General features: G+C 41.9%; 15 protein-coding genes. 8 read left to right on the top strand and 7 right to left on the bottom strand.

The window, feature by feature from the left end:
• Nucleotides 1-2 precede the first annotated feature (2 nt).
• Complete coding sequence (locus tag NSS67_RS15055; protein WP_339320606.1) at nt 3-950, bottom strand: ABC transporter permease subunit; 948 nt, start codon at nt 948-950, stop codon at nt 3-5.
• 505 nt (nt 951-1455) lie between these two features.
• Between NSS67_RS15055 and NSS67_RS15050 the strand changes: the two genes are divergently transcribed.
• From NSS67_RS15050 to NSS67_RS15025, 6 genes are all read left to right on the top strand, one after another.
• Nucleotides 1456-2406 (top strand): ABC transporter permease subunit, encoded by a 951-nt coding sequence (locus NSS67_RS15050; RefSeq protein ID WP_076286258.1) that lies wholly within the window; start codon nt 1456-1458, stop codon nt 2404-2406.
• Between the two features lie 11 nt (nt 2407-2417).
• On the top strand, nt 2418-3344 hold the full coding sequence (locus tag NSS67_RS15045) for a carbohydrate ABC transporter permease (RefSeq protein WP_339320272.1): 927 nt from the start codon (nt 2418-2420) through the stop codon (nt 3342-3344).
• Between the two features lie 69 nt (nt 3345-3413).
• On the top strand, nt 3414-4913 hold the full coding sequence (locus NSS67_RS15040; RefSeq protein ID WP_339320271.1) for an ABC transporter substrate-binding protein: 1500 nt from the start codon (nt 3414-3416) through the stop codon (nt 4911-4913).
• Nucleotides 4914-5051: 138 nt separating this feature from the next.
• Nucleotides 5052-6803: a histidine kinase gene (locus tag NSS67_RS15035; RefSeq protein WP_339320270.1), complete on the top strand. Its 1752-nt coding sequence runs from the start codon at nt 5052-5054 to the stop codon at nt 6801-6803.
• Nucleotides 6781-7533, top strand: coding sequence for a response regulator (locus NSS67_RS15030; protein WP_339320269.1), 753 nt, complete (start codon nt 6781-6783; stop codon nt 7531-7533). Before NSS67_RS15035 ends, NSS67_RS15030 begins: the two co-directional genes overlap by 23 nt.
• Nucleotides 7534-7584: 51 nt before the next feature.
• Nucleotides 7585-9045 (top strand): ABC transporter substrate-binding protein, encoded by a 1461-nt coding sequence (locus NSS67_RS15025; RefSeq protein ID WP_339320268.1) that lies wholly within the window; start codon nt 7585-7587, stop codon nt 9043-9045.
• A gap of 81 nt (nt 9046-9126) precedes the next feature.
• Here the strand turns inward: NSS67_RS15025 and NSS67_RS15020 are convergent, their stop codons facing one another.
• The 6 genes from NSS67_RS15020 to NSS67_RS14995 all read right to left on the bottom strand — a co-directional run bounded on the left by NSS67_RS15020 (nt 9127) and on the right by NSS67_RS14995 (nt 14892).
• Complete coding sequence (locus NSS67_RS15020) at nt 9127-9897, bottom strand: glucose 1-dehydrogenase (RefSeq protein ID WP_339320267.1); 771 nt, start codon at nt 9895-9897, stop codon at nt 9127-9129.
• Between the two features lie 17 nt (nt 9898-9914).
• A complete protein-coding gene (locus tag NSS67_RS15015) occupies nt 9915-10910 on the bottom strand; it encodes a DUF4432 family protein (RefSeq protein WP_339320266.1) in 996 nt (331 codons plus the stop codon).
• 1 nt (nt 10911) lies between these two features.
• Complete coding sequence (locus NSS67_RS15010) at nt 10912-11568, bottom strand: RraA family protein (RefSeq protein ID WP_339320265.1); 657 nt, start codon at nt 11566-11568, stop codon at nt 10912-10914.
• Between the two features lie 33 nt (nt 11569-11601).
• Complete coding sequence (locus tag NSS67_RS15005; RefSeq protein WP_339320264.1) at nt 11602-12678, bottom strand: mannonate dehydratase; 1077 nt, start codon at nt 12676-12678, stop codon at nt 11602-11604.
• Between the two features lie 564 nt (nt 12679-13242).
• Complete coding sequence (locus tag NSS67_RS15000; protein WP_339320263.1) at nt 13243-13917, bottom strand: GntR family transcriptional regulator; 675 nt, start codon at nt 13915-13917, stop codon at nt 13243-13245.
• 90 nt (nt 13918-14007) lie between these two features.
• Nucleotides 14008-14892, bottom strand: coding sequence for an AraC family transcriptional regulator (locus NSS67_RS14995; RefSeq protein WP_339320262.1), 885 nt, complete (start codon nt 14890-14892; stop codon nt 14008-14010).
• Nucleotides 14893-15047: 155 nt separating this feature from the next.
• Between NSS67_RS14995 and NSS67_RS14990 the strand changes: the two genes are divergently transcribed.
• On the top strand, nt 15048-17171 hold the full coding sequence (locus NSS67_RS14990) for a DUF5054 domain-containing protein (RefSeq protein ID WP_339320261.1): 2124 nt from the start codon (nt 15048-15050) through the stop codon (nt 17169-17171).
• Nucleotides 17172-17199: 28 nt separating this feature from the next.
• Nucleotides 17200-19647, top strand: a complete 2448-nt coding sequence (locus NSS67_RS14985; RefSeq protein WP_339320260.1) for a glycoside hydrolase — start codon at nt 17200-17202, stop codon at nt 19645-19647.
• The last annotated feature ends 323 nt before the right edge of the window (nt 19648-19970 follow it).

The following is a 19970-nucleotide window of genomic DNA, read 5'->3' as shown; positions in this document are numbered from 1 at the left end:
TTCTACCATAGACTGTTCTCGCTTGTACGGCGGACAATTTGATTCACCGTAATAAGCAGGATGCAATTCACAATGGAGTTAAATAAACCAACAGCTGTTGAGAAGCTATATTGCGCATCGACAAGACCAGATCGATAGACAAAGGTTGAAATCACGTCAGAGCTTGACATATTCAATGAATTTTGCAGAAGTAATATTTTCTCAAAACCTACACTTAACAAGCCACCCATATTCAGAATTAATAGAATAGTCATGGTCGGTATAAGCGTTGGAATATTGATGTGGCGAACACGCTGGAAGCGAGAGGCCCCGTCAATAATTGCCGCTTCATGCAAGCCTGGGTCTACACCTGAAAGTGCCGCCAAATAAATAATCGTCCCCCATCCCGCACTCTGCCACACGCCTGAGAATACATACATCGTCTTAAACCAACCAGGGCTTGTCAGAAACTGCGGTGCATTAAAGCCTAAGCCTTCAATGGCATGAATAATCATTCCGTTCGATGGAGACAAGAAGGTAATAATCATCCCCGCCATAACAACGACAGAAATGAAATGAGGAGCATAAGTAACGGTCTGAACAAGTCGCTTGAAGAAGCCATCCTTCACTTCGTTAAACGCAAGCGCCAGAATAATTGGGATTGGGAATCCAATGGCTAATTCATACAAGCTAATACTGAGCGTGTTCCACAGCAAATCCCAGAAATAATACGAGTTAAAAAATCGAGTGAAATGATCAAAGCCTACCCACTCACTGCCAAAATAGCCTTTTGACGGTATGTAATTCTTAAAAGCAATCTGAATCCCATACATCGGTCCATAGCTGAAAATGAGGAAGTAAAAGAATGCGGGTGCGATAAAAATGTAAAGCTCCCAATTCTGCCAAATCTTCTTCCATGTCTCGTTTCTGCCCTTACGCTTTTCTTTCGGTTCTGAATTCACAGTTCGCATGTGTACGCTTTCCGTTTCATGCATCGCGACATCCCCTCCTTGTAGGTAATGATGAGAACACTCAGATCATCGAGTGAGCATCATTATCTGTTGCATTGTTATCTATTGCATTGTTGTTAGCGCTTACATTTACAATATAAACAATTGACCCAATCGTAAATATGTCATTCTCGCTTGTCAAAAATTACGTGTTGTAGTGCGGGAATAACCGCTTCACAACGCTATGTGGGCATCATAACAGTATGTCATTCTTGTGCTTTCTCGTTGATCATTTCGTTGTATTACAATGCTCACCGCTGCACACAGGGCAATGTATGTAAATCTCCGCAGCATGTGTTTTTTTTGCGTAGTACAAGTCAATTCACACATAATCTAACGTTTGTTGACTAATAAATCATGTTTGTTATCTGGATGATAATCGCATTGCTCTTATACAATGAACTTGCGTAAAGCGGTTTCAAGAGCGTGTGAATTTACAAATGACTTACATGAAGGAGTGAACGAGATGAGCGCAAAACCTGAACAACTGAAGCGTAGAAAGCGCTTTACTTGGAGGAAACAAGATTTTGAATTAACACTATTAGCCATTCCCACAACGATTTGGTACATTCTGTTCTGTTACTTACCCATGTTCGGCATTATCATCGCTTTCAAGCAGTTCAAAATTTCTGGGGGCTTTATTAGCAATGTAGTAAATAGTCCTTGGGTCGGTTTTAAAAACTTCGAATTTTTATTTAAATCCAATGATGCCTGGATTATTATCCGCAATACGATTGGGTATAACATCATTTTTATTATTACGGGCATCGTACTCCCAGTGTTGTTCGCGATCATGATTGGATTACTCCATAATCGCAAAGCCAGCAAAGTGTATCAAACGATGATGTTCCTCCCTTATTTCCTCTCTTGGGTCGTCATCTCTGCAGTCGGTTGGGCATTCTTCAGCTTTGACAAAGGGATTCTGAATCAATTTCTCGGCAACATCGGACATGATCCCGTGAATTGGTACATGCAGCCTGAGTATTGGCCTTACATTCTCGTTCTATTAAATATATGGAAAGGTATCGGCTATGGCATGATTATCTATCTCGCTACCATTACAGCGATCGATAGTTCGTATTATGAAGCCGCTGTCATTGATGGCGCCTCAATTTGGCAACAGACTCGCTTCATCACACTACCTTTACTCAAACTGGTGATCGTGATGATGTTCATCCTGTCGGTCGGACGGATATTCTATACCGACTTCGGTCTCTTCTTCCAGGTCACGCGTGATTCTAACTCCTTATATAATGTGGCCACGACCGTTGATGTCCTCGTCTATAAGCAACTGAAAAGCGCAACGATCGGTATGGCATCTGCTGCTGCATTTGTTCAATCCGTCTTGGGATGTATTACAATTCTGTCCGCCAACTGGATTGTTAAGAAGATTGATCCAGATAGCGCAATGATTTAGGAGGTAAGAACATGGCAACAAAAACCTATGAATCCGGGCTTGATAAGTTTAATCGAACAAGTAAAGGAATTAACATCCTATTTAACACCATTTTTCTGGTCATCGCACTTGCCTGTGTTGTGCCCGTTATCGTCGTATTATCGATTTCATTAACCAATGAATCTTATATCCGAGACGTTGGTTACAGTATCTTTCCAGCCGATTTTTCTTTTGAAGCTTACAGTTTTATTGCCAAGCAAGGAACGATGATTCTACGTGCTCTAGGCACCTCGACCCTTGTCACTGTAGTAGGTACTGTACTTGGCGTCCTTCTTACAACATCGATGGGTTATGTTATTTCACGCCCGTCATACAAGTTAAAAAGCTTTCTGACTTGGATCGTATTCATTCCGATGGTTTTCAATGGTGGTCTCGTATCCAGTTATTTCATCAATGCAAACTTACTAGGGTTGAAGGATAGTTTCTGGGCTCTGATCTTACCGCTTGCGGTCTCATCCTTTAACGTCATTATTTGTAAAACCTTTTTCACAAGCACGATTCCAGATGGTGTAATCGAATCGGCCGAAATTGATGGTGCTAATCAAATTAGGATCTTCTTCTCGATCATATTGCCTATATCGCTACCTGTTCTTGCAACGATAGGATTGTTCCTATGCTTCAGCTATTGGAACGACTGGTTCCAATCCATGCTGTATATTGATAACCCGAATCTCTACTCGTTACAGGCGTTGCTTAACAATCTAATGACTAATGCCGATGCACTTGCCAGAAATGCTCAAAGTATGGGCGTTAGTTCTGCAGAGCTCATCGCGAAAATGCCTAAAGAGTCCGCACGTATGGCGGTCGCCATCCTCATCATCTTGCCTGTTGCTTGTGCATATCCATTCTTCCAGAGATATTTCATTTCTGGTCTGACAGTCGGCGCCGTCAAAGGCTAAATTACGAAGTAAGCCAAATTTATACTGGTTTATGATATAGCAAACAAACAATCCATAGGGGGAGTTAAAATGAAGAAAATCTTCAAGATTGCCTCAACACTCTGTATTCTGTCATTAATGGGATCCGCCTTAGCAGCATGCGGTAGTTCCAACAACTCGGCTTCATCGACGAATGAACCATCAAACAACTCTACATCAACAGAAGCAGCAGGTAAAAAGGACATTCCGACCCTGGTATGGTGGCAAATCGGTAATACGCCACTTCCTGCGAACTACAGTAAAGCCATTGACAAGATGAATGAATATACTGCGGAGAAAATCGGGGTAAAAGTCGATCTTCGTGTGGCCAGCTGGGGCGAATGGGATACGAAGATGAACACCATTGTGAACACAGGTGAGCCGTTCGACATGATGTTCACGAATAACACGAAGTACAGTAAACAAGTCGCGATGGGAGCTCTTACGGACATCACGGATTTAGTCCAAAGCGAAGCCCCTGATCTGTACAAAACCATTCCATCCGAAGTATGGGATGGCACAAAAGTTGGCGGGAAATACTACGCAGTTCCAACCTATAAAGACTCATCTGTCTCTCAATATTGGAGCTATGATGACAAGCTCGTACAGAAATACAACATCGATTACCAGAACATTACATCGATGCAAGATTTAGACAAACCACTTCATGATATAAAAGCTGGTGAAGGCAAAAGCTTCTACCCAGTACGACTTATTCAAAGTGAAGCCTTCTCGGGAATGTTCAATAACTATGATGATTTAACGCTAGGCTTCTTCCCTGTTGGTGTAAAAGTAGATGATCCTTCTCGCAAGGTGATCTCTGTTTTCGAACAGCCTGATGTCATGGCAAATTTGAAATTGCTTCATAAATGGTATCAAGATGGAATCATCAATCCAGATGCTCCAACCAAAACAGAAAAAGAAAAATATAACCCATTTGGTACACAACAAGCCTTCCCAGGTGCTGAGATCGCGATGCAAATCAATGCGGGCGTAGAAAAATTTGTTATGAACAAAACATTTGGTCCACTTTATACGACAAGTACAATTCAAGGCTCCTTAAATGCAATCTCTGCGAATTCCAAGTACAAAAATGAAGCTTTGAAATATCTGCAATTAGTAAACACAGATTCAAAGCTCCGTAATATGCTAGCATTTGGTGAAGAAGGCGTTGATTTCAAATATGTAGATGGTAAAGATAACGTTATCGAGCGCACAACGGATACTTGGCCGCTCGCTGCTTACTCACAAGGTACCTTCTTCAATATGGCTATAACCAAAGGCGCACCTGAAGATCAATGGGAACAAGTGAAGAAATTAAATGAACAAGCTGTAGCCTCCACTGTTCTGGGCTTCGCACTCGATGTCAGTGAAATTCAGACAGAAGTTGCGAACGCACAGTCTACATTTGATAAATATAAATACGAATTGCTAACAGGTGCTTCTGACCCAGAGAAGATTGTACCAAAAATGTTAGCCGAATTAAAAAAAGCCGGACTGGATAAAATAATACAAAAAGCGCAGGAAGAAATCGATAATTATTTCAAGTAAGCCATACACCAATACGACACATGGTATAGTTTTACAACTATACCATGTGCTTTTGTTGTAGAATAGGCAAGTTGTAATTGATTATATAGATCCTTTTATACTATATTCAATTACAACCAACATGTATTGAGGTGCCACATGAATACGTTTCTACGCATTAAAATTTATCGTAGTAAATTTTGGACCTATGTGATATTCATTCTGTTAATCGGACTGACGTTAGGGGCACTGACCAGTGCCATCGTCATCAATCAGTCCGTTGGTAATGCCCGCATCGAGGCTGCAAATGCCTTTTCTCGCACAGAGAACAACTTACAGAATGACGCAGATCGTATTGAAGCTTATATGCAGCGTATTTATTCAAATCAAGATTTGATGAACGATGCTAGCTATTTTCTGAGTCCAACCATTGATGAGTATCTTACTAAACGATTAAAGAACAGTACATTCAATCAACGACCGCTTATCTCTTTTCCTGAAGATGTGAAAACTTATCTGTACAATTGGGCGCAAGGAGATATTACACAAATTAGTGTTCATACAGTGAAGCAAGGCAATGTTATAGACTTTAATAGTAATGGCATTCCCCACTTCCAGTTTGGTCTATCCAATGATGATCTTATGTTTACTGAGAATATTCAACGGGGGTTTGTATATCGCAAAAAATTGCTTCAGCTTGCGGAGGGTTCCGCCGAAATTCGCTTTCAAATTAGCAGTGAGCGAATTTTTAGCATCGTTAATAATTATCAGCTTGGCCATGCAGCAGCGATTAATGAATCAGGAGAAGTGTATCTAATCGGCAACGACAATCCAATGTCTGAGCAGCTCATTCAGCAGGCCATTGCCAATAAAAATACGCATGGTGTAATACTAAAAAACTGGATGTCTCCCATTTTCTATGTCACTTTTCCATCTACCAAATTTAATTATAAGTTTGTTAGCACCATTGAATTAAAGGTATTGGTTCAGCAGCATGCGTCTACGCTTATTTTATTATTTCTAGTTATTTTAACAGCCATGATCTGTGTTCTTTTACTCGTTGTCTATAACCTGCGAGATGACGCACGATTCCTGCACCGTATTATTCAGTCTATAAAACGCGTGAAGACAGCGAACTTCACTCCAAACAAACCTGCACGCTATCGTCGAAATGAATATGGTATGATTGCACGTGAAGTGGATGACATGATTCACAAGTTAGATAAACATATTCGTAATGAATATTTGCTAAAATTGAAACAGCAAGAAGCCGAAATGAAAGCGCTACAGCATCAAATTAACCCTCATTTTCTATATAACACCTTGGAGGTCATTCGCTCTACCGCATTAGTCAATCAAGATGCACATACAGCCGATGCGATTGCTACCTTAGGTGCCCTTTATCGTGAAATGGTAAAAAAAGAGAACATTATCTCTATTGGAAGCGAGTTAGAGCTACTCGAAAAATATTTAAAAATTATGGAGTTCAAGTATCCTGACCACTTTTATTACCAGATTGATATGGAAGATTCGTTACTTAATGTACCCACCATTAAGTTTTGGATGCAGCCTTTGGCGGAGAACTTCTTCATTCATGGCTTTGACAAAGAGAAAGAATTTAATTTGTTTGTCGTCAAGGGTAGCGAAGATGAGCATTACTACAGATTGGAATTTATAGATAATGGAGTGTGGATTGAGGAAGATCGCTTAGCCGATATACGACGAATACTATCTAGTAAACATGAAATGTCGACCAAGAGCATTGGTTTATATAATGTTTATGCAAGATTGAAATTTTACTATGATAAGGGTTTTTCAATACAAATTGAGAACAATGATGAAGCAGGCGTAAGGATTTCTGTACAGATTTCTAAAGAGGTGACTAGAGATGTACAAACTTTTAATCGTTGATGATGAGCCCCAAATTTTAGAAGGCATGAAACGAATTCTAGATTGGAAGAACTATGGATTTGATTATGTCGAAACCTGTGATTCTACGGATGCTGCTGTATCCAGAGCTGTGCAATTAATTCCTGATATCGCTATTTTTGATGTATGTATTGGTAAAAATCTTGGTTATGATGCCATTCGACAGCTCAATGAAGTTCAACTTCCTACGAAATATATAATTATGAGCGGATATAGTGATTTTAAATACGCTCAACAAGCTATCCGCTGTGGCGTTAAAGATTATTTATTAAAGCCATTAGAGAAAGATAAGCTCCAGCAGGTTATTGAGAAAATAATTGTTGACGATCTTCATGGTGTCATTGGAGATCCGCAGAGTAGCACTGCCCACTTGGATCCAGTCATGGGTGTTCCTTACGATTCGTTATCGAAGCTAGTAAATCGCATTTTGCTCATGGTTAGAGAAGATTTCAATCAGAATATTACCTTAAAATCTGTCGCCGATCGTTTTCAAATGAATAGCACCTATCTTGGGCAATTGTTCATTAAAGAAACGAACATGAAGCTTTCCGAATATTTAATGCTGTATCGCATGCAACGTGCTAAAGAGCTTATCCAGACCACGAATGAGAAAATCCATTGGATCGCATGTTCAGTTGGATATAATAACATGAATTATTTCTACACACATTTCCATAGCTATTACGGAAAATCTCCTTCCGATCTGCGCTAAAGAAGTTAGACAACGATTTGCTACCAAGAACGAGTCAAGGAGATGCATGTCATGTATAAACGTTGGTTTATTTTTGGCCTTTTTCTGTTACTCATCATTCAATTAATCGGCTGCACCAAACATACAGAGGTTCCAATTTCTAATAATGAAACGCCCGTTAACCTTATTTATTATACGATCGGCGAGCCGGACAAAGATCTACGTAAGGTGAATGACAAAATAAATGAGGTCCTTATGCGTAAAATCGGCATTACGATCACCTATAACAAACTTGGCTGGCAAGAATACGGTAGCCGATTAAATACAATTATTTCATCCGATACCCCCTATGATATTGCCTTTGCACCGGACTACTCTACGTATGCAAAACAGGGAAAGTGGTTGAAGCTGGATGACTATTTAATGAATCAAGGCGAGGATATGTATAATGCAATTGATCCAATCTTTTGGAAAGGTGCCCGTTTACCTGATGGCAGCATTTACGGCATACCGACGAATAAAGAATTAGCCGTAGTTGAGCATTGGATGTATCCTGCTGATCTTGTTAAGAAATATCATATTGATATTACGAAATACAACACGCTAGAATCGCTAGAGCCACTGTTACGAATGATTCAAATGAATGAGCCCGATTACTTACCCATGGAATTGAACCGAGATGCGCATAATTTTTTTGCGATGATTGGATATGAATATATAGCGTACTATAAAATACCATTAATGATTCAATCGACACATTCGAATGCTTCGATCGTCAATATTTTCGAAACGGATGAAGCCAAACAGATTTTAAAGACCGTTCGACGATACTATCAACTTGGCTTCATTAATAAAGATGCTGCCTTACGTGAACCAAGTTCACTTCAGCGCGGTTTGAAGGTTTTCTGGAAATCCGCAAGCGGAGGCCCGCTATCCGAGAGTGTTTGGAGTAAGGATCTGGGGTATCAAGTGGTCGCTCATCCGGTAACGCCAGAAGTGGCAACGACTGAATCCGTTCTTGGCGGTATGATGACTGTAAATGCAAATACGAAGCATCCCGAGGAAAGTATTAAATTTCTAAATTTATTAAATACCGATCCCGAGTTACGTAATTTATTCAACTATGGGATCGAAGGAGTCCATTACAATTTAAATAAAGAGGGCCAGGTTATCTTCGTTTCACCAAATTATACCGGGATACAATATACACAAGGCAATTGGTTTATCTTAAAAACACTTGGCGGAAAATATCCTGATCCGCCGGATAAATGGGAACAATACCGAGCGTATAATGCAAAAGTGGTGGAATCTAAAGTACTCGGCTTTAATCCAGACCTTTCCTCGCTATCTGAGCAAGTCGATGAGATCGAAATCGTCTGGAATAAATATTATCCGATTCTCATGACCGGCAGCGTCGATGTAGATACCTTTCTGCCCAAGTTCAATCAAGAGTTGCACGAAGCAGGTATTGACGACGTACGCAAAGCCATTCAAGCGCAGTTAAATACTTGGCAGAAGCATCAATCCAAGTAAGTTTTATCCTTTCATAGATTTAGGTAAAAACCCCATGAAATGCGTCATGGGGTTTTTACACATCCATATTCATCAAATACTCTACGGATACAGAACCATTCCACCATCAGCAAATATCGTAACTCCCGTCACATAGCTTGCTTCTTGAGACAATAGCCAAGCTACAGGAGCAGCAATTTGTTCTGGTGTTCCAATTTGACGTGAAGGAATTTTGTTCAATATTTGCGCCGTAATCTGTGGATCACTGAGTAATTTACCGTTCATAGGCGTATCAATTGCTCCAGGAGCAACGGCATTAATCCGAATTCCTCGATCGGCATATTCACGTGCTAATGATTCCGTTAATAGCTTTAATCCACCTTTGGACGAAGCATAATGTACATATTGAGGCTTAGGAATCTGTTGATGCACACTAGATACATTCACAATACTTCCCTGCATATCTTTCTTCAGGAGGTATTTGATCGTTTCTTGGCACCCTAGGAATGTTCCGCGTAAATTCACATCCATGATCCGATTCCACTCATCTACAGGCAATTTCTCCGATGGATACTCAGACTGTACCCCTGCATTATTAACAATTCCATGTAATGTACCGAAATGACCTACCGCCACATCAACTAATTTTTTGGCGGTATCCACTTGTCCTACATCACCTTGGCACGCAACAGCTTGCCCGCCTGAGGCTTCAATAAGCGCACTCGCTTCTTCGGCTAAAACTTTACTTCGATCACTAGCAAAATTAATAACGACTTTGCATTTTTCCTGGCCTAAGCGAAGCGCGATCCCTCTACCAATGCCTTGCGCTGCACCTGTGACAATAAACACCTTTCCTAGTAAATCGTCAAACATAGGAACATCTCCTTACACTAACTCGTATGACTTCCAATCATCGAGCTACTCCATGATAATGTCAATGCAAATGTCTTTGTCTGCTGCGCCTTGATCTCAATCGCTTCACCACGTTGGATCGATTCCTGCAACCCCGCTTCATGTGAAGCGGAATTCGGTTCTACGCCCATGACATAACAGGCCCCATAGAATGGATAGTTTTGAAGACCGTTAAATTCTTGCCACAACCACAGGTTTGGCATCATGTCTACATCCCATTCTACACGTACACGTAAATCTATTTTATCATTTATTATCGTATAGCATCCCATCGTCAACTCTTTTAGAATCGCAAAATCTGTGGCTTTACCTGAAGGAACTTGACCAAGATCACAAGCAAGATCTTCGATCGGCCATGAAAATACACCTTTTTTCAAACGAGATAATTCAATATCCCGCTCATACGATTCAACCGATCTTGCAGGTACTTCAAGCCGTGTTCCAGGTCCAACGAATGGCGCACCGAACGCGATATGCTGTCCCCATTCGGCATACAAATCTTGCTGCCCCTGATTCGTAACGGATTCCTTCAACTCAATGCACTGCTCTACTTCGTCTATCGTTACAATTCGCTCCATCGCATAGGGTGATTTATAGAGTCGTGTGGAAAATATGATCTGAACCTTTGTATCCGTTACTTTTACGTGCTTATATGCCCAGGGTACCTGACAAGCCTCTCCGTGGAAATTATGCATAACTCCATAGTTATAGCTCTCTTCTCCTGCATTGGGGAATAAAATTTGCCAACCACCAGGATAGCCTTGTAACCAGCGCTCCTTGGACGTATGACAGAAATCGATGCGATTCCCTAGCTTTGAGATTCCCCAAGGGCTTTCCCATAATATATTCGTATGATCAATACAAATTTTATAGATATCTCCGCCTTTCTCTGGCAGAAACTCTACGATCAATCCGTCACCCACGACTTGTAACACGTCCATCTGACCAGGGTTTGAAAGGGTTCGAACATCCATATTACAGGATCCCGAACTTCTCAAATACCTCGGATACTTTCATCCCCTTCAAAATATGCTCACGAACCATATTCTCCCCGTTCACCTTCTCGAATGCTTTTGCAATCACTTCATCCTCGACTTCCTTCGGAACGACAACAATGCCATCTATATCTCCGAAAATAAGATCACCTGGCTGAATCTGTACGTCACCAATTTTGATCGGCACATCATAATCAATCACCTCATTGCGGGCATAAGAATCGGTTGGACGCGTCCCTTTTACAAATACGGGGAACCCTAATTGTTTGATTTTCTTTACATCACGACACAAGCCATCAATAACAGCGCCTCTCCCGCCAGCGACCTTCGTAGCAGTGGACATTAACTCACCGAAGAAGGCCGATCGCTCGGAACCCCCGACATCACCAACAAAAACTTCACCAGGCTGTATACCATCTAGCACTTCAATTTGCTTTTTATAGGCTTGAGCCGGTTTACGAGAGACGTCTGCTACTTGGACCGTTTTGGCGTAACCGCATACAACCATATCCGGGTCTAGGGGACGAATATGCTGTGGTAGTGCCTGATTTCGTAGCTCTAGACTATCCAAAATATCAGATATGACGGCAGAATATAGCTTTTCTTGCAATTGATCTAAATAGGCTTGATTGTTCATAAGATTCATCCCTTTTCTATAATATTTATGCTCTTATTCTTGTTCAACTTGACGCATAATGGCACGCATATAACCTAACGCATACGCCATCCCCGCATGCCAAGGCGCATCACAAGTCATTAATGGCGTATGATCGGGTATGAGTACACCTTTAAACCGATGCTTCTTCAATACACGTAATGCTTTCAACATATCAATATCACCTTCATCGACAAAAACCTCTGTGTAATGAGGCACCTTCCCCTTTACATTACGGAAATGAACATATGAAATTTTATCCTGTGAGGCATATTGGTCAATCGCTTCATACACATCTCCGCTCACCATTTCTTGAATAGAGCCCATACAGAACTCAATTGAATTACTTTGGCTAGGAACAAGGTCTATCATTTTCTGATATTTATCAGGCTCATTCACTAATCGTGCATGCTGACGGATTTGAGGCATCGGTGGATCATCTGGATGTAATGCTAATTTGACCCCAGCTTCTTCTGCAACAGGTAGAACACGTTCTAGAAAATAGGCCAAACGATCCCATATTTCTTGCTCCGAGGTTGGTGGGAGATATCCCTTATCTAACAAATTCGCGTCATATGTCATATTCCACACCTGACCCAGTGGGATTGGATTATTTAACTCATTGCTGTGGGGATGAAACGTGGATGTTAGCGCTCCTCCTCGTGCAGATGGCTTTTGAATATGTCCCCACACACCAGCAATACTGAAGTTATATCCAATTACAGGAATTCCTGCTCGACCTACATTCCGTATGATCTGCTTAATATGTTCAATTTGTTCGTCTCGTTTGGGGCCAGCAAGTAACACATCATACCAATCCGCTGGATTAAAATTTTCAATCGCTGCGAACTCAAGTCCTTCTTGATTAAGCTCTTCTTTTAATTTCACCAGATTCTCATATTCCCAGATCGGGTCATTTAAGCGTGCTACACCATAATTTTGTTGCCCATCCGTTGAAGGAAGTCCCTCATCATCAATATCTCCATAATAATTTACGAGATGGACAACAACCGCCTCACAGCCTGCCTGTTTCGCAAATCGATAATAATCTGTACGTAACATATGACGATATAAACCAATCCCTAATCGCATGTTTTCTGCTCCTTTGCATTCACTTCGTTAGATCATCTAAACTGGAATCTGAAATATCAGTTAAAGCAAGAAAACCTCACCTACGGCTCGGTCCTTTAAAGATCTGGAGCAAATCCGTCACACTGCAGGGGTGGAGGACGGATATGGATTCCAATCGCTGTTGAAGTTCTTGTTTCCTTTATTATTTTTGTGTTTCCATTCCATATCCGTCCCCTTCTATTCTACTTGGGTGCTTTCTTCTACTTTTCTAATGCCAAGTAAATCTTAATTCTAATAAGCCTATTCCGGGTGATTTAGGGTCGGATAACAGCGCTGGCTCGTTTACATTACCGGCGGCACATTGTATTCGGTTTTTCGCATACATTTGGCTCGTTTACGTTACCCGTGGCACATTGTATTCGGTTTTTCACATACATTTGGCTCGTTTACGTTACTGGTAGCACATTGTATCCTATTTCTCCGCAGTCTAGAAATTTTATACTTTCTAGTATGTCATACATAAACGACTACGTCGTCCTTTAAGGGCGAATGTGCGTGAAATTGGTAATGGGATTCCACCCGATCTTAGATAGCGCCACCATTCTCTTCTATTAGAACCATCATATGTTGCTTACTCTTCTCCAAGTGCGACACGAGTAAAAAAGTCGCTTGTTCCAGACGATCATACTTTATTTCTTCAATAATCTGTTCATGCTCTTGTAAACCTTCATTAGATCGATCGAAGTTCTGAAAATGAAATATTCGTGAAATATACAGAAAGCTATTTAAGAGCTCATATTGATTTAGAATTAACTGATTATGGCTCATCATCACAATTGCTTTATGAAACAGAACATCTGCCTCTAGAAATTGATGATACAAAAATTGGGAACTATTCAAATGGGTTCTGGCACGCTCCACAAACTCTGTCAATTGCGTAACAAGCTGCTCACGATCTTCCTGCGATAGGTGTTCCATGCACCATTTCTCAATCATGATGCGAGCATCCATCACTTCAGCGATTCGCCCACTCGTTAATTGACTCACATAGGTACCTGAACGTGATACGACTTCAATAAGTCCATCATTCGCCAAACGATGAATCGCAAGCTTCACAGGAGTTTTACTAACCCCCATCTTCTCGCTTAAATCATTGAGATCCAGTCGTGCACCACCTTTATATTCCCTCGAAAGGATTTGATTCTTCAAAATTTGGTACACTTGCTCATTTAAATCTAGTCGTTCAATCTTTACATTCATAGGACAACTCCATTAGATTCAAGTTTAAACTGAAATATCAGATTTTAGATTCGAGTTCATTATAAGATGCATCTTACAGAAATTCAATACTTAATTGCAGACTGTCGAATGTGTACGCCATGCCTTCGGCGTTACACCAATTAATTTCTTGAAGACCGTCGCGAAATGTTGGCTCGTCTTAAACCCAAGCTCCATGGCAATGTCCGTTATGCTCAGCTTCGATTCCTCTAACATACGACAAGCACAGTCCATTCGAATCCGATCCATAAACGCTGTAGGTGATTGTCCATTCGTTTCACGAAATACACGATAAAAGTGCGACTCACTTAAACCAAACTCCGACGCAAGCTGTCCTATCGTAAAGCGTTCAGATGGATTCTGTTCCAGTCTTGTCTTAAGCTCCAGCGTATACGCGTGCATATCATGCGATAGCGTATTGAGCGGTGTGTGATGCAAAATGCGTTGTAAAATTTCTAGAACTCCATGACGGATCTGAAATTCCACAAGCTCTGTATCCTGCTGGTTAATTAACTGCTTGACCCTTTTGAAATAGTCTACGATTTCCTTGCTAACCAACTGAATACGAGGACAGCGTTGCATCCATTGTGCAAATATTTGGCGTTCAGCATCACCCAGTCCGAACCAATTCGCATGCTGCAGCGGATCACGAACGTTGATCCACCAGATCGTACATGGCCCAATATAATCAAAGCTAGCACGGTGACGTTCACCAGGTCGTGTATGAATGATATGCTGTGCGCTTGTTGGATAAAATTGTCCATTTACTTCCCACACTGCGGTTCCTTGCTCTATAAATACAAATTCATAGGCTTCTTCGTGCACGTGACTTGTTAAAGGCATGGCTCTACTGAAATGGTCGTATCCCAGAAGGACCAGATCTTTAACATGGGCTGCAGGACCCTCTTCCCAATCGATAAAATATACCCAGCGTTCACTCTTTATAGCGTCTGTCATCGTAAACACGCTGCCTCTCTTGTGATCATATTAGCTCATTTTAAATCGTATATTTGTTCATTTATGTTTCTGATCCTATTAGATACAAATTGAAAAGTCAAATGAGATAAATTGTTTTAAACTGAAGCCGTAAACCTGAATAAGGAGTGATAAACATGCCACACAATGCACCACAGATCCATGTTGTATTCAAGACACATTTAGATATCGGTTATACCGATCTCGCGAAACATGTTACTGATCGTTATATGAAACTATTTTTCCCGAGTGCGATCACAACAGCACAGTACTTTGATGAACATCCTGATCAAGGTTCTTTTATTTGGACAACGGGTTCTTGGTTAATTCATCACTTACTCAAACATGGCACAACCGAGGAGAAACAGCAGGTAGAGGAAGCTATTGCAAAAGGCTATTTAAGATGGCATGGCCTCCCTTTCACGACCTATACCGAGTTATACGATGCCGAGCTATTAGATTACGGTATTCAAATGGCTACACGTCTTGACCAACGCTTTGGTATCCACACCATTGCAGCCAAAATGACGGATGTACCTGGTCATACACGTGCGCTGATTACACATATGGCCAAGGCGGGTATGAAGTATCTTCATTTAGGTGTAAACCCCTCAAGCCATGTTCCTCATGTACCGGAGATGTTTTTGTGGAGAAATCCAGATGGTTCTGAGATCGTCGTTCAATATAGTAAAGATTATGGAACGACCTTCGAAACAGAAGGCTTGAATGATGTTTTATACTTCGCCCATACGCATGATAATCACGGTCCTTCCACTGTTGAACAAATTAAAGCAGAATTCGCTCAACTACGTGAGGCCTATCCACATGCGAATATCAGAGCGTCCACGTTGGATCAATATGCGGAGAAGGTATGGGCCATTCGTGATACGTTACCGATCGTCGAAGAAGAGATTGGGGACAGCTGGATCCATGGATCTTCGACAGATCCCTACAAATTAGCTTGTTATCGTGAATTACTTCGCTTAAAGAGCAAGTGGCTACTAGAAGGTTCTCTTGCTACAACCGACGAGGAATATCACAACTTTTGCGATGAATTAATTATGATTCCTGAGCATACTTGGGGTGTAGATATTAAGCGTTATCTGGCAGATTACATTCATTATGATAAGGAAGATTTCCAGCAAGCACGAGCGCGAGACAAGGTTGATGTGAACTTAAACCCACTTGAATATCGTTTTTACGAAAAAAATTCACGTGCTGAAATGGTTGAGATGTTCGGCGTGGAAGCCGTGGAGAAGCTTAATGCCCGCTCCTTTAGTCTCATGGAGCAGTCTTGGCAAGAGCAACGAGAATATTTAGAAAGTGCCGTATCTGCTCTAGGCGCAGAACGTCAGATCGAAGCACGAGCTGCGCTAGCCTCATTACGACCGGTTCATCCACAGATTGCTGCTGCGGATGCGACAATTCTGCACACGGATCAATCCTATACTTTAGGAGACTTTGAGGTTGTGTTTGAGGATAACGGTTCTATTATCAGTTTACTAGACCAACGTAATCGAAACTGGGCTGGGCCGAACAACCCGCTCGGATTATTCTCTTATGAGACTTTCTCCCAAGCGGATTATGATCGTTGGTATCGTGAATATCACGTACGATGGAAAAATACGCATGTATGGGCAACCGGAGATTTCGGGAAACCAGGTATGGATCTGACCAAAGAATGGATAACACATACCGTGACGAAGCCCAAACTGTTATCCTTGCAAGCGGTATATGGGGAAGAACAGGATGTTGTCCTTGCTACGTTAAAGATGCCTAAAGCAGCTAGTGAAGGAATGGGTGCTCCACGAGAATTAACCATCGAATATATATTTAAAAAGCACACTGCTACCGTAGAATGTAAGCTTCAATGGTTCCATAAGGATGCCTATCGCCTCCCAGAAGCAGCATGGATGAGCTTCAATCCGCTCGTCAATAATCCAAATCAATGGAAGCTAGATAAAATCGGACAACTCACTTCCCCACTAGACGTTGTAAAAGGGGGAAATCGCAATATGCATGCGGTAGATCAGGGCATGTATTATGCGGCAGCGGACGGTCAAGTGGATATCACGACATTAGATGCCGCGCTCGTATCTCCTGGAGAACCACGGCTTGTACAATTTGATCATACGTTTGCTTCACTTACTGGAGGGATGCATGTCAATTTACACAATAATGTCTGGGGGACAAATTTCCAGGCTTGGTACGAAGAAGATGCGTTATTCCGCTTCAAGCTGAAATTCCAATCTCATCTTTAATCATTAAATACCTGAGAGGAGCTTTACAATGACCACCCACAAACCATGGAAAATTTACGTCATTCAACATTCTCATACGGATGTTGGCTACACAGAACGTCAGGAGAAAATCCGCCAATATCATGTCAATTACATTCGCCAAGCGTTACAAATTGTACGTGAAATCGAAAGCGGTGCTCGCCTGGATTGGAAGGGCTACAAATGGGTATGCGAAACGTTCTGGCCCGTTGAATCCTTCCTCTTAAAAGCGACACAAACAGAAAAAGAAGAATTCGCGCAAGCGGTACAAAAAGGTTATATCGGTCTATCTGGAACCTATCTCAATTTCGGTGAGCAATTAAATCAAGAGATGCTCTCCGTCATGATTCAGCGGATTACCAACTATGGTCAATCGATTCAGTTCCCGGTACGTTCTGCAATGACTGCGGACATCACTGGCTTTGGCTGGGGATATAGTCAAGTCTTGGCCGATGCTGGTATCGAGAATTTAATAACCTGTATTCATACACATCACTCTATGTTTCCGCTATGGAAGAAGCAAATTCCATTCTGGTGGGAAACACCAAAAGGTGATCGGATTCTAACGTGGAGTGGCGAGCATTATATGTTCGGAAATGACCTCGGCTTGATTCCTGGTATCGGAGGTTCCTATACAATTCGTGATGATCATGATGTGCGAAAAGGCGTGTCCTTGGAAGTCGCTGAAGCGCGATTTGATCGATATTTAGAGCAATTGGTTGAAGATGGCTATACCTTCCCGTTAGTACCTGTCATGGTATCTGGGCTCCCTACAGATAATGGCTCACCGAATGCCGCATTAATGGATTTTGTAAACCAATGGAATGCGTTGCATGGTGACCGGATCTTGATTCAACCAGCGACACTGGATGATTTCTTTACAGATTTAAGAGCCTATGCGAACGAGCATCCGGATGAGATCGAGACCTTCCGAGGAGATTGGCCGGATTGGTGGACAGATGGCTCAGCGACTACCCCAATGCATGTTCAGATCTTCCGTGAGGCACAACGCGTGTACACGAAGGTGAAGCAGTTAGATCCTGCCCATGAGATTGTTTCCCAAGAGCGACTCGAAGCGATTGAATATGAGTTGGCTTTATTCGCTGAACATACATGGGGATACCATTCCTCTGTGACAGAACCTTGGAACCCGTTCGTACAAGAGCTTGGCTGTCGAAAAGAAGCTTATGCCGCCAATGCGAGTGCACTTGCGCATACCGCATTATACGATATTCTTGAGGCACAAGGAGATGCACTATTAGGACCAGATCGTCCTATGAAATTTGAATTGCATAACCCAAATGACTTTGTACAAACGGATTATGCCCAATTAATTATGGAGGGCTGGTACATTACAGAGCTGAACAATGGCTTTGAAGTACTCGATGAAGTGACTGGAACCGTCTACGATGCTCAAATGGTGACGGCACATCGCGGGGTAATCATTACAATTCCAGTAACCTTGCAGCCGAATCAAAAGGTACAATTGACGATTAAGGCAAGCGAAGCGCGTCCGCCCGTGACAGCTTATCGAACCGATTATATTGGATCCGATCGCATGCTGGATATTATTCCACCGGTTCCACCGAAGCTGCATGTGACACCGAAATTTATAGAGTCTCCTTTCGTTCGGATCGAATGGGAACTTGGGGCAGGGATTACGAAGTGGTTCGACAAGAGCAGTCAACAAGATTTACTACGATCTGACCGGAATCATAATGCATTCTCCCCTGTCTACAACGTAACACAAGCACCTAATGAATTTGGCATGTATGATGTACGCCGTAAGATGGGACGAAATCGCCGAGGCGCTGATGCGATAACCTCTGTCGGAACATTAGTTGATGTCAATATCGTTGAAAAGGGTGCCCTTTATGGAAAAGTTCAATTAACCTATCGCGTGAATGGTTGCAGTCACTATTCCTTACTCGTCACCGTATACGGTGATCGCGCACGTGCTGATGTAGCCGTACGCATGCATAAGGAAAGTGTATGGGATCCAGAAAATGTGTACATTTCACTTCCGTTTGGAAGTGCTCCCGTTACTGGGCAGGATGCGCTCTGGATAGAAAAGACAGGCGCAGCCTTACGTCCACGAATGGATCAATTACCTGGATCCTTAGCAGATTTCTATTGTGTCGATGAAGGTGTAGCTTATGTCCGTGACACTCGTGGTGTTGCCATTGCGATGCCAGATACACCGCTCATCCAGCTCGGTTCCTTAGACTATGAAGATCGACTACTGAGCGGACACCCTGGACTCGCGAATGATCCAGCCCATCTCTATTCATGGCCCATGAATAATTATTGGGAAACGAACTTTAAGGCGACACTAGGTGGATTCTATGAAATCCGTTATTATATCGCTTGGGGAGATGAGCTTAATACGCCAGAAGTCGCATTAGAGACTTGTAAGAGTATGAACGCGGGTATCCTTGCATGGAGAACTAGTAAGTAAGCGAATAATCACTTTATCAGAGGTCGCCTCTTTCTGTTTCAGAGTCATTTGATGGTACAAATGATTCTACAAAAAGAGGCGTCCTTTTTGCTATGTTGTGATGTATTTTATTGGTTAATCAGCAGGCGTCTTGCGTACACAGTCCAATCCTTACTATCAGTGTTTATTTCTATTGTGGGTAGGATAGATAAAGCTGATTGTTTTCGAAGCTCTGATTGGGTGTGCATAAATTCATCGGCTGATTTTCTGATTTCTTCTTTTGTTTTGTTCTTCCATTCGTGAGGTGATCTACTTTTCATTCTTTGCTCTATAATCTCAGATGA

It is taken from the genome of Paenibacillus sp. FSL R10-2734 (assembly GCF_037963865.1).
Lineage (GTDB): Bacteria > Bacillota > Bacilli > Paenibacillales > Paenibacillaceae > Paenibacillus_AQ.
The sequence above is the reverse complement of the archived record's forward strand: the minus strand, read 5'-3'. Positions and strand labels throughout refer to the sequence as shown.